The organism is Bradyrhizobium retamae (assembly GCF_001440415.1).
Taxonomy (GTDB): Bacteria; Pseudomonadota; Alphaproteobacteria; order Rhizobiales; family Xanthobacteraceae; genus Bradyrhizobium; species Bradyrhizobium retamae.
Genome location: NZ_LLYA01000171.1, coordinates 17224 through 31750 on the forward strand (window position 1 = coordinate 17224; position 14527 = coordinate 31750).

The 14527-nt window shown below is 60.1% G+C and carries 1 protein-coding gene; it reads left to right on the forward strand.

Features of this window, described 5'->3' with window-relative positions:
* Window positions 1–11: 11 nt before the first annotated feature.
* The gene (locus tag CQ13_RS26950) at window positions 12–14492 is read left to right on the forward strand and encodes a T1SS-143 repeat domain-containing protein (protein ID WP_057845864.1); all 14481 of its coding nucleotides are present in this window, start codon (window positions 12–14) and stop codon (window positions 14490–14492) included.
* Window positions 14493–14527 lie beyond the last annotated feature (35 nt).

Genomic DNA, 14527 nt, shown 5'->3' on the forward strand with positions numbered 1-14527 from the left:
TACTTAGACTAATGAACGCGCAATTTCAGGTCGCTCAGCTTTCCGGTTCCACTCCCGCCAACAGTTCCGCACCTCCCCGAATTTTCAAGCTGACGAAGCCGATGGGCGACCAGGCGGTGGTCGTCAATCTCGGATACGACCAGAAGGTCAAGGTCGATTTTTCAGGGATCGCGAATGAGAAGATCACGCTCGTCCATGTCGGCGATAGGTTGATCATCCTGTTCGACAACAAGTCGACCGTGACAGTCGAGCCGTTTTTCGATTCAAGGCATGATGCCCTGAAGAACCTGACTATCGAAGTGGCGCCGGGGCGCGACGTTTCGGTCAGCGAATTCGCAAGCCTGTTTCCGATCACCACGGACCAGTCGATTTTGCCGGCGGCCGGCGAGGGCGGCGGCAATGCCCAAGCCAGCGGCGCGAACTTCAGCAATAGCTCCGTCGATCCGCTGGCAACGCGCAGTCCGCTCGACCTGCTCGGACAGGAGTCGCTCGGCACTGTTGCCCTTACTCCCGAGACTTTCAACGGCACCCCGAACGTCGCGCCCTCGGGTAGCTTCACGCTCGCGGGCGTCTTGACGGTTCATGACGAGACGCTCGGTGTACAACTCACCGCAGATGATCAAGCCAATCCACTCTTGCCGGCCGTCTTCCAGCAGGCCGGACTGATTGGGTGGGCGCAGAGCGCCGTGTCCGAAATCGGCGCGGCGAACGTCAACTTCGGCACCAATGGTCCCGGTACGGTGGCCTATGTGCTGACCACGTCGACCGGCGCCGCATTTGCCGGAGTCGATACCGGATTGAAAGCGACCGCAACCGGGAATGGGGTCTTCCTGTTCTCGGAAGGAAATCTCATTGTTGCGCGTGAAGGGAACGGCACGACCCCCAACGCCGGCGGCGCAATCGCGTTTGCGCTCTATCTGGATCCCGTCTCCCTCAAGCTGAGCGTCGCACAATATGAGGCCGTTCAGCACAGCAACACGCTCGATCCGAATGATCGGATCGAACTCGCGGACGTTGTTTTCGTTCAGCAAGTCGTCACCGATGCGCTCGGCGTGGTCGTTACGCACGTATCGACAGATTCCATCGGTGTCGCATTCGACGATGACGGTCCGGCCATTTCCGTGTCGGTGGTCGAGCCGGTCGAAGGCTCTGCGCAGCTTGCGACTTTATCGCTCGATGAATCGATCGGCTTTGATCCCAATCCCAACGGCTTCCCCGGACCGCTTGACGATACCGGCTCGACGACGGCGGATCCGACCGGCACCGTCCCGATCGGCGAAGTGAAGACGGCCGCGGGCGGCGAAGAGCAGGGTCAGGGCGCGCTGCAGGCGCTGTTCAGCGTGGTCAAGGACCCCGGAACGGACGGCGAGAAAACGGTCACCTATCAATACAGCTTCTCGCTAACAGGAGGCTCCGGTCCGTCTGGCAGCGTCGCCAGCACACTGAAGGTGACCGATCCCAGCGGCCTGTACGGTGACGACACCATCTATCTGTTCAAAGTCAGTGACACAGAGATCGTGGGTCGTGTCGGCAACGATCCCAATGGTCCGATCGCGACCCGCATCACGCTCGTCAACGCAGGCAGCCTGTCGGGCAGTCAACTCGTGATCGCCCAATACATGGCAATCGACCATGGCCAGGACGGCAACAATTTCGATTCCAGCAAGGCGCTCACGCTGCTCAGTTCCAACCAGGATGAGGGCGAGGTTGTATTTGCAAGCCTTGGCATTACGCTGACGGCGACTATCACCGACGTCGACAACGACACCGCGACATCTTCCGCGACGATCCAGATCGCCGGCGGTGAAACGTCCAGCATCGTCTTCCAGGACGATGGTCCGGTGCTAATCGGCGAAGGTAGCGTGATCGGCACCGTCGACGAAGACGGACTGGCAGTTCACAACGCCGACGCCGGACGCACGGGAGAGCTGGCGGGAACGGGTTCGGCGGTTGCTACCGGTTCGCTGGCCTCGCTGGTCGATTTCGGCACCGATGGACCTGCGGCGACAGGATTCAAGGTGGCTGTTCAGAACACGCCGGTCGATTCCGGCCTGACGTCGCAGGGCGCTCATGTGCTGATCGTGTCCGATGGCACGACGCTGCATGGCTATGTCGAAACCGGCGTTGCCGGATCTGGCTTCTCGGGCGGCGATCGCGAAGTCTTTACGCTAACGGTCGGAGCGGATGGCTTCTACACCTTCACGCTGAAGGACCAGATCGATCACCCGACGCTGAATAATGCTGAGGGCGACAACGGCGAAAACATCCTCACCACATCGCTTGATCTTTCGGCCTTTATCGTTGCCACCGACGGTGACGGTGACCACATCAATCTGGGCGAAGGAACGTTCAAGATCGAGATTCAGGACGATATCCCCGTCCTGACCGGCGCCTCGATTTCCCGCACGGTCGATGAGGACGATATCCTCACGCCGTGGTCGCAGGGTACCAGTCCGAACGACGGAAGTGCCGACGGCTCCACCACGGAGAATTTCACTGGCGCTGCGATCGTGTCGGGCACGCTGGCCGGCCTGGTTTCGGTGGGCGCCGATGAGACCGGGACATTCGGATTCTCGTCCGACGCCATTGCGAAGCTGACCGCGCTTGGACTCTATTCTAAGCAGAGCGCCCAAGGCGATGGCGAGAACGGCAAGCTTCTGATTTACACGATTTCAGACGGCCCAGTTGGCTCCCACGAAATCGTCATCACGGCCAACGAACCAAGTCCGAATGGCAACCCGGTCTTCTCGCTGACGCTGAACACCGAGACCGGCGCGTACGAATTCCGCTTGTATGACGAACTGATTCATACGGAGGGCAGCGGCCAGAACAGTGATCTGCGCTCCGGTCCGCTCGACAATGGCGTCCAGCACTCCATTCCCAATATCGACCTCGGCTCCATCATCACCTTCACCGACAAGGATGGCGATACCGTATCCTTGACCGGCAAGTTCACGATCAGCGTGACTGATGACGTTCCGCATGCCGACGTCGATCTTGGTTGGGGCTCGGTCACCGTCGACGAAACTCCAGGCAACCAGGCGGACGACACGACTTCAAGCAGCGTCCGGAATCTGTTTGCCAAGCTCGAGGCGACGGGCCTCGTCGGCGATGATCCCGACGTATCGGGCGACAACAATGGGGGCAATCCGGGCAACGGCGCAATTGCCTACGCGCGTTCGGATTTCTCCGTCGTTATCGACGATTCCGTCATCGGCGCCGATTATCCGCCTTATCCGCACACGTTCTCATTGAGCGTGGCAGGCGGCAACGGAACGGACTCCGGCCTGTTCGTGACCGACGGCGGCAAGATCGTCCTCTCGGTCAACGCCGATGGCCTGATCCTCGGCACAGTTTCGGACGCCAATAGCGCCTTCAACGGCAAGGTTGCGTTCGCGATTGCGATCGATTCCGACGGCAAGGTCAGCGTCGCCCAATATCTCTCGATCAAGCATGACGACCGCGGCGATTCCAACGAGACCAATGATAACGGCACTAACTTCAATGACGCGTCGCCCGACGACCCGCTTACGGTCCAGCAGAATCTCGACGGCAAGATCATTGCTACGCTTACCGTCACCGATTCCGACGGCGACAAGTCGTCCGACTCAGTCAATATCGGCAAGCTGATCACCTTCCTCGATGATGGTCCGTCGGTCGACGTTCATGCCGCGAGCGGCTTCTCCGTTGTTCATGACGAGACGCCGGATGTTCAATCGTCGGACGACGATACGACGGTGCAGGCGGTCAGGGATTTGTTCGCCAACGTTCACGACAAGGGCTCGGATCCGCATCTTGCGAGTGCCCAAAAGATCGATGGCGCGGTCGGGTTTGCGCAAAGCGAGGGCGCGGCGCTGACGGTTTCGGCCAATTTCGGCTCCGACGGTGCGGCGACCTCCAGTTCCAAGGTGTTCTCGCTCACCCTGAATGGCGGAAACGGCACCAATTCCGGCCTCGAAACGACCGATGGTAGAGACATCTACCTGTTCAAGGAAGGCGATCTGATCGTCGGCCGCTATGACGGTCCGGACTCGGGCTCGGGCACGACAAATACCGGAAACGATCCGGCGGCCTTTGCGATCGCCATCGATCCGGTCACCGGCAAGGTTTCGGTGGTGCAGTACGTCTCGCTGGAGCACAACAATGCGGGCGGTGCGGACGACTATGTTGCGATCGCAAGCAATAAGGTTTTTGCCACCGTTACGGTCACCGATGGTGACGGCGACTCCGCGAGGGATTCGGCGGATATTTCCGGCAAGATCCGTTTTGAGGATGACGGCCCGACAATCACCGGCGCCACGATCTCGGTTGCCGTGGATGAAGACGGATTGCCCACCGGCAATCTCGACGCAAATCGTGCTGGCGAGACCACCGGCACGGGTTCGGCCGTTGCCACGGGCGCCGCAGGCGCTCTCAATGCGCTGGTCAATTTCGGTGCGGATGGTCCGTCTTCAACGGCATTCGATCTCGTCGTTCAGAGCAGCCCGGTCAATACCGGCCTGGAGTCCAAGGGCGGCGACATATTGATCGTATCCGACGGCAATACGCTGCGCGGCTTCGTCAATCAGGGCGGGAATTTTGGGTACCAGGCCGGCACCGATCGCGAGGTCTTCACGCTCACGGTTGGGTCCAACGGTTCCTATGTCTTCACGCTCAAGGACCAGATCGATCATCCGTCGCTGAACGGCCAAAACGGAGACAACTCCGAGAACCTGCTGACGACGGCGCTTGATCTGTCCAAATACATTGTCGCTACCGACGGCGATGGCGACACGGTCAAGCTGGCGGCCGGTGCGTTTACCATTCAGATCCGGGACGATATTCCGATCCAGGTCAGCGGCGCGTCCATTACTGCGACCGTTGAAGAAGACGATCTAACCAACGCCAACAGCGGCAATAATTCTGTCGGCAATAACGAAGACGGCTCGAGCGGCAAGACAGTTGCGAACGGCTCGCTGACCTCGCTCTTCAAAGTGGGCGCGGACGAAAACGGAACGTTCGTTCTCGATATCAGCGGCATCTCCGCTCTGCAGAACCAAAACTTGACGTCTCACAACACCGCACTGAGCTACAGCATCTCGGGTGACACGCTGACTGCCAAGGCGGGCAGCATCACCGTGTTCACGCTGCAGATCCAGTCCAACGGCAACTACACGTTCACGTTGGAGGACCAACTCGACCATGCCGCCGGCAATGGCGAGAACACCCTCAGCATCAATCTCTCGTCGGTGGTGCGCTTCGTCGATTACGACAGTGACGGCGTGACGCCTTCCGGCGGCTTCACCATCACCGTCCAGGACGATATCCCGGTTCAGACCCAGAATTCGGTTTCCGGTGCGGTTCAGGAAGATGCGCTGACCGACGCCAACTCGAATCATCAGTCGATCGGCAATACCGAAGGTGGCCAGACCACCGTCGCGACGGGATCGCTGGCGACGCTCGTTTCGGTTGGCGCCGACGAGCAGGGAACGTTCTCGCTGCTCGCCAATCCGGCCGGCCTGACAGCGGTGACGTCCAAGGGTGCTGCGGTGCTCTACAGCGTCTCGGGAACGGTGCTGACCGGTTATGTCGACAGCGATGGTACGGCCGGATTCTCCGGTGGCGACCGCGTGGTGTTCACGCTCGACGTCCAGCCGAACGGCAACTACACGTTCACGCTGGAGGACCAGATCGACCATCTGCCGAACGCGCCGGCGAATGACGATAACCAGAAGCTGATCCTCGATTTTACGGGCGCGATTCAGTTCACCGATCAGGACGGTGATAAAATCCAGCTCCAGGGGTCGACCACCACGACCACGGTGACCACCCCGCTAACCCTGCAGCCCGGGCACTACGACACCTATACCGTGGGCGGTGTGACGTTTGACGGCCTGACGTTCACCGGCACGGCTGCAAACAGCTTCGTCAATACGGCTGGTGACAATGCAGCCTCGTTCAACGTTTCGGGGCAGGGCGTTGGGATCGGCAATAACCTGATCCAGGACAACCAGGGCTTCATTGTTGAGCGAGCCGGCACCGACTCGTTCAGCTTCACCATCAATGGGAGCGGCACTGGAACGATTTCCTGGGTCGCCTATCACGGCGGTGTGCCGGTATCCGGTAGCGCGGGTTATGACAGCGGTACGCTGACGCTGCCCAGCGATGGAAGCGCGGTGACGATCGACCCGTCCGGGACGTTCGACCATCTCGTCATTCGCTTCGATCTTGCGGATGGCGACAAGATCCGCGTCAACAATTTCTCCTATGCCTCGACCACGACCACCAGTGGCGGCGTGTTCACGATCGGAATCGAGGACGATATTCCGGTCACCGGACCGAACGCGACGGTAACGGTCGACGAGGACGATCTGGCGTCGGGCAACCACGACACCGCGTCTGCGGGCGACGATGCCGCATCGGTATCGCCGACGACCGGCACGCTGAATTTCTTGGTCGGCGCGGACGAGGCAGGCACGATCAGCTTCGCGCCGCTGGACGGATTTGCGGTTGTCGATGCCGGCAATCACGCGCTCACGGCTGGCAACCAGGCGCTTCACTACTTCTGGGATGCCGGGACCAATACCCTCTATGCCTCCACGCTGACGGATACGCCGTCGCATGCGTTCGCGACGGCTGCCTTCAAGATTCAGGTCGATCCGTCGACTGGCGCGTATAGCTTCTCGCTGGTTGGTCAAATCGATCATCCCATCCATGATGATCCGAACGTCGGTGGCACTCAGACCGCTTACGAAGATAATATAAGTATCAATCTCAGCTACACGATCACGGATCGCGATGGCGACACGGGCAACGGCACGCTGGCGATCTCGATCGACGACGATATGCCGATCGTCGGGTCGACGGTCGCGGCAAACAACCTTGTCGTGAACGGCAGCTTCGAACAGGGTCACGCTCTGGGGAACAACCAATGGTCGATCTACCACGGCCTCGCTGGCTGGACCACGGCGGATATCGGAGCGGCCGGCCCACACGGTGATGTGCCGTTCGAAGTGCAGACCGGCAATGTCGGCGGCGTGTTCGCACAGGACGGCAACGCGCTGATCGAGCTCGATTCCGATCTCAGCAGCGGGAATCTGTCCGGCAGCGACCACTACAACGACTCCGGCCACACCAACACGATCATTCAGCAGGTGATCGCCGGTACGCATGCCGGCGAGGCCTATGAACTGACGTTCTACTATTCGCCTCGTTCCAACGAGGGTAACGCCGACAGCGGTAGCCTGAACGTGTTGTGGAACGGGCAGGTGGTGAAATCCATCGACTCGACGGGCATGACGGCGGGTGTCTGGCAACTGATCACCGTCAGCGTGATCGGGACCGACGCGGGCGATGTGCTCGGCTTCCAAGGGGCCGGGCAGGAGAATTCGCTCGGCGCCTATATCGACAATGTCAGCCTCGTTCCCGTGGCCTTCGTCGACGAGGACGGTCTGACAGGACCGCTCGCGTTCGGTAGCCACGACACTCAAGCGGGCGATAATTACGTTGCCAACACGGATGGCGACGCCAATGAGACGACGTCGACAGGCTACCTCAACATCAAGTGGGGTGCCGATGACCTCGATAGCGGCGTGGACATCAATTCGGGTTCGTTCGGCACGCTGACCCAGGATCATCCGGATGGTGTCGGTGATCGCAGCCTGACGTTCGCCAATGCGAGCGTCGGCGTGTCGGGCGCGTCCGCGCTCACCTCGATGGGCGAGGCGGTGGTCTTCTCGACCAATGCCGATGGCACAATCCTGACTGGCGTCGCCGGCGGACGCACCGTCATTGAAGTATCGTTGTCCGATGAAGGCGCCGGTGCATTCCGCGTCGTGCTGAAGGATCAACTCGACCACGCTACGGGCAACAACGAGAACGACATCCGCCTGACGTTCAACTATACCGCCACCGATTCCGACGGTGACGCGGTGAACGGCAGCTTCACGATCGGCGTCGATGACGACATGCCGTCGGCGAACGCGGACGCCGATTCCGTTTCAACTGCCGTGCAGACCCTGAATTTCGATGACGTCGTGCTTGGCGAAAATGGCGAGACGCCGATTGCGTCGCCCTATCACGGGTTCAATTTTATCCAGACGGGTATTCACAATCCGCCGGGCTCGGGTCCGTTTGCGACCTATGTTCCTCACTCGGGCAGCAACCTTGCTTTCGTCGGTGAAAAGAACGGCGTGGAGCAGCCGGGCTATACCGGAACTGCGGGCGACCCGATCACCATCGCCCACGCCGATGGCAGCAGGTTCACGGCGCTTGGAGCCTGGTTCTCGTCGCACGGCTCCGAGCCGATGACGATTACCATTTCCGGCTATGTGAATGGCGTTCTGGTCAGCAGCTTTACCCAGGACATCCATGAGGGCACAGCGGGCGGGCCCACCTATGTGAATCTCTCTGCTCTGGGCAGCGTCGATAAGATTGTAGTCGACGGTCCCGGTTACTTCGGTTTCGATGATTTTTCATACGCCGACAATGCGACGGCTACTGGCAACGTCGTCACCGGGGTAGGTACGACCAATTTCGGCGCAGACGTGCTTGGCGCAGACGGCGCGAAAGTTACGGGCGTCGTCGGCGTCACCACGGACACGACGCCGGACGGCTCGCACAATTTCCAGGTCACCGGCCAGTACGGCACGCTCGTTCTCAACGAGAACGGCGGCTACACCTATACCCGTTTCGACGGGTCGCCGGTTGTTGCGAACGACGTCTTTACCTATGCGCTGACCGACGGTGACGGGGATGTCTCGACCGCGACGTTGACAATCGGCATTTCCGATCACGGCGTCACGATTTCGGGGATCAACGGCGAAGACGGCGATATCACCGTCTATGAAAACGATCTGCTGGCGAGCCGTGGCGTAGACGAGTCGGCCGGATCGAGCCCGGACTCCGGAAACCTCTTGCAGAACGGAACATTTACTATTGCGGCGGCCGACGGGCTCAACAGCCTGATGATTGACGGTCACGCCTTCGTCACGAACGGAGTTTTTACCGCCAGTTCGTTTACGACGGCAACCGGGAATACGTTTGCAGTAACCGCGTTCAACGGCACCACCGTAAGCTACAGCTACACGCTTGTTGACAACGAGCAGCATGCTTCGCTGCAGGGTAACAACGGCCTGCCCGAAAGCCTGAGCGTCGTAGCTACGGACAGCGACGGCGAAACTGCTACGTCGACGATCAAAATCAATATCGTCGACGACGTTCCGACGGCGGTGAACGACACCTGGGCAACGACCATCACCGGTGCGACGCTCTTGACCGGCCTGTTGGCCAACGACAAGTTCGGCGCCGATGGGGTCGATACGGATAATTCGCCGCTTATCGGCCAGGTTACCGTCACCAACAGCGCGCACGGCACCGTCGTGTACAACAACAACGGCACCTTCACCTATACGCCGGAGGCTGGCTACACGGGTGCCGACAGCTTTACCTACACGATCAAGGACGGCGACGGCGATACCTCAACGGCAACCGTCACGCTTAGCAGCGTCCAGACGAACTCGTTGCCGACCGCAGGAAACAGCTCGGCTTCGGTGGACGACGAAGGTCTTCCGAATGGCATTGCCGGAAGTACCTTCGCTGACGACCTGTCCGGGCAGGCCATCACCGCCAGCGGCACCTTGCCGCACAACTACAACACGGACGGCAAGGCGGCCTCGGATCCGATCAACTTCGCGCCGATGGACGGCACGACGGGTCTGGTTGGTTCTGAGAGCGTTACGTATAGCTGGAACGCTACCAACAATACCCTGACCGCTTCGTCCGCCGCGCGCGGCGCGATCTTCATCGTCGTCGTGGATGGCGGGTCGGACAATGGCAACGGCAACTACGTGTTCACGCTGCTGAAGCCGGTTCTCCATGATGCGGGCGACAACGAGAACGACGCGACCGTCAACCTGACCTACCAGGTCAAGGATGCCACGCTGCCTATCGCCGACAAGGCTACCGGCACGCTGGCCATCACCATCGATGACGACATCCCGGTCGCTGCGCCGATCGTCAAGACCGTGACCGAGGGAACCTCGGACACCAACATCCTGCTGATCCTCGATCGTTCCGGAAGTATGGACTTCAGTTCAGGCGTATCCGGTTACGCAACGCGCCTCGACCTGCTCAAGGCCGCCGCCAAGGAACTGTTGGACCAGTACGACGCTGCCGGCGACGTCAAGGTCCAGATCATCAAGTTCAACGACTCCGCGCAAAAGCAGGGCAGCGTGTGGCTGTCGGTCGCGGATGCAAAGACCTACATCGATGGTCTGACGGCGAATGATGGCACCGACTACGACGATGCCACGGCGCTTGCGCCTGACGCCTTCGATGATGCGGGCAAGCTGACGACGGCCGGTGTGCGCAATGTTTCCTACTTCATTTCGGACGGGCAACCAGATCCGACCAGCGAACAAGTGTCCGGCGACGAACTGACGGATTGGGTCAACTTCGTCAACGCCAACGACATCGTATCTTTCGCGATCGGACTGGGTTCCTCGGCGCCCAGCATGTACCTCGATCCGCTAGCCTATGACGGGCGCGGCACAGGCACCGATACGGATGCCCTGATCGTCACCAACCTCAATCAGCTCCAGTCGAGCCTGGCTGGGACGGTAAGTCCGTCGATTTCGGGCTCGGTGATCGACGGCAGCATTCCGACTTCGTTCGGTGCTGACGGCGGATATGTGAAGTCGATCGAAATCGGCGGCAAGACCTACACTTACAACCCTGCGACTGACGCGATCACCACGTCGGGTTCGGGGTCGAACACCGCCACTTTCAATGCCACCACCAACCAGTTGACGATCACGTTCACCGGCAGCGCCGGCGAGAGTTTCGTCATTGATCTGGATGACGGCACCTATGCCTACACGCCGCCATCCACGATCACGTCCAATTTCGGCCGTCCCTTCACCTACACTTTGACGGACAATGACGGCGATACCGCCAGCTCGACGCTGACGATCAACGTCAACAATGTGAACGGAGCGCCGATTCTCGACGCCACGGATTCACCGGTCAATGCGGCCGTCAATGAAGATGCGCCTGCGCCGTCCGGCGCCGTAGGGACGCTCGTGTCCGCACTGCTCGATACGGCCGCCGGCGGCGGCTTCGACAACGTGACGGATGCAGATGGTCCCGGCCTCGGCATCGCCATTACCGCTACCAACAGCGCGAACGGCACCTGGTACTACTCGACCAACAATGGCGCTACATGGACTGCGGTGGGCGCGGTCAGCAACGCCAATGCGCTGCTGCTTGCAGCAGATGTCGGTACCCGGCTGTATTTCAAGCCGTCAGCCGATTACAACGGCACGGTGACGGACGGCATCACGTTCCGCGCTTGGGATGAGAGCACCGGCACCGCCGGCACGAAGGCGGACACGACGAGCAACGGCGGCAGCTCGGCGTTCTCGAGCGCGACCGATACGGCATCGGTCACTGTCAATTCGGTGAACGACGCGCCGACGCTGGGACCGATTACGGCCACTGCCGGGATCACCGAGGCCGCAAATGCTGCGTCTCAAAACATCGCGGCAGTTTCCGGAACATTCGCGGTGTCCGATGTGGATGTCGGCAATACGCTGACGGCATCGATCAACGGCACCCCGACTCTCGTGTGGAGCGGTGGTGACCTGAGCACGGTGTTAACGAGCGCGCAGATCAACACGTTGACCGGAGCGCTGGTGGCTGGAGAACTCGCGATTAGCAGTAGTATTACAGCAAATGGCGGCGCGCAGACGATTAGCTACACTTGGGATCCCGAAGCCGCGGCTCTCGATTTCCTCGCTGCCGGCCAGACGCTAACCGTTACCTATCAGATCCAGGTTTCGGACGGGACGGCGACCACACCGACACAGCCGCTGAGCTTCGTGATTACCGGCACGAACGATGCACCGGTCATTACCGGAGACCGTGCAGCTATCGTTGCTGAAGGCGGCACCTACACGATCACAACCACCGATCTGAATTTCACAGATGTGGATGACGCGGCGGCGGGCGTGACATTCACAGCCTCGTCGCTGACAAACGGTATCATTCAGGTCAACGGCGTTACCCAAAATACGTTCTCCGGCACGCAGTTGGCAGCCGGTCAGGTGAAGTTCATTCACAACGGTTCGGAAACGAGCACTGCTTCCTTCCAGGTCAACGTCGAGGATGGAAACGAAGACGTTTCGTCGCCTGTCAATCAGTCGTTCAACCTGACCGTCACGGCAGTGAACGACCTGCCGGTGCTCAATTCCACCGGCCTGACAGTGGTGAGCAACACGGGATCGGGTGCCGTCACTTTCGCCGAGGCGGCGCTATCTTCGTACTTCATCGATGCGGACAACACTACCCTCGGTATTGCTTCAGTCGCGCCGGCAGGTACCCTTCAGTCCGCGAATGGAACCGGTCTTGGCGCCGGCAACGTCGGAACCGTCGGTACGATCACCATTGATGACGACGCTGCGCTGGGCGGCTCGTTCACGACTATCGCCACCGACGGGACGGGAAGCAGCGCGCCTGCGACAACTGTCAACTTCGTCAACAGTGCCACAGCTACGACTTCGTTGAATGCTGCCGCCAGCGGCGATTCGATTATCGTCAACGCTCAGACTACAGGGGCCACGCTGACAGGCGGAGTGGGCAAGGACTACATAATCGGCAATACGGGCAACGACACGATTATCGGTGGTGCGAATGACGACGTTCTCGCTGGTGGCGCCGGCAATGATACCTACGCCTTCGGCCTGAGTGACGGTGACGATACGATCATTGAAGTTGGAGCGGCCAGTGCGGGCGATGCAGTTCTGATCGACGCGAACGGCGCAGCGCTGACGTCACTGAGCGGTCTCGACAATGATGATGACGGCAGTGATGGTGACCTGATTATTGGCGTCAATGGACAGCAGATCCGTATCGTCGACCACTACAACAGTGGCAACAACGCGGTGGAAACCATCTCGTTTGATGGTGCGACCTTCAAGGGCTACAGTCTTGGCAGCGGTGCCTACACCATCAGCACCGATGACAACGGCACCCGGAGCGGTACATCGGGCAATGACCTGATCGCTGCTGAAGCTGACGGCGACAACCTAAGCGGGGGTGCGGGTAATGACATTCTCCTAGGCAATGCATCGAGCGACGGACTGACTGGTGGTACCGGTTCCGACCTGCTGGTTGGCGGTGCCGGGACTGACGACTTTAATTTCGCTGCGGGTGATAGCCAGTTGTCAATCACTGGCTCTGGAACGAATGGCGTCATTTCCGGCTACGATGTGATTGCTGATTTCGCGCCAGGTGCGACGGCGGCGGCTAGCGAGAGGATTATTTTCAGCGGTGCAACCGTTGCTGGCAATGCGACGCCTACCGGCAGCACGACGACAAATTCAGCGCTGCTGTTGAACACCGGGTTTGCTGTTGCCTCCCACAGGATTTCCAGTGGCATCATAACGTTCGATGATACGTCTGGTGGTGCCAACGCAAACTTCAGCACCGCGGTTAGCTTGACGACGCAGGCTGATGTTGCGGCAGTTGTTCAATACCTCCAAGCAAACGATATCGGCGCGACTGGTACAACGGTTGCGTTCGAGGCAACAATCGGTGGGGTGAACCATACATACGTCTACATTCAGGGCACGGACAACGGATCGAACAACAATAGTGACGCGCTGATCGACCTCGTTGGGGTGAACGCCACGAGCATCTCGGAACCGAACAACAATGAGATCGCTGTGGTTGGCACTTCTGTCGCCGACCCCATCGTCCTCGATCTAGGTAACAACGGCGTCGCGTTCAGCTCTCTCGAAAACGGTGTCTCCTTCGACATCAACGGCGACGGTGCACAAGACCAGATCGCCTGGACCGGCGATGGCCAGGACGGCATTCTTGCGCTGGATCTCGACGGCTCCGGCAAGATCGAAAGCGGCAACGAGCTGTTCACGCCGAACTTCAATGGCGGGCACTTCGCCGACGGTATCGCCGCGCTGGCGAGCCTCGACGGCAACCATGACGGCGTGATCGACACCAGGGATCAGGCGTTTGGCGATCTCGTGGTCTGGCGGGATGCCAACCACAACGGCGTCAGTGAGGACGGCGAACTGATCAAGCTCGGCGAGCTCGACATTAAGAGCATCGATCTTGCAACGACGGCTGGTGCTCCCATCGACGGACAGACGGTTGCGGGGGTCGGCTCGTTTACTTACGCGGACGGCACCACAGGTACCTTCGTCGAGGTCGATCTCGATGCGTCGCTCGGGGCATCTGTTCCGGCCGATACGGCCCACCACGAGCTGCCGCAGGGGTTGGATCAGATCCTCAGCTTCGGGCCGGGTCATGGCGAACTGACCTTCCCGGCGTCTGGTTCGGCGGGTGAGGGCGAGTTGACGCATTTCACTACCGTCGACCAGCCGCTCACGCACGACGCCTTCGGCGACACCTCGGCAGCGGCTGCGAAGATGGCTCTTGCCGTCATTCAGGCCGGCGGGACGGTGGATACGGCTCATCTGCAGCCGGGTCTCTGAGCTGACGCTCCGAATTGAAGAAGCCCGCCGGATCG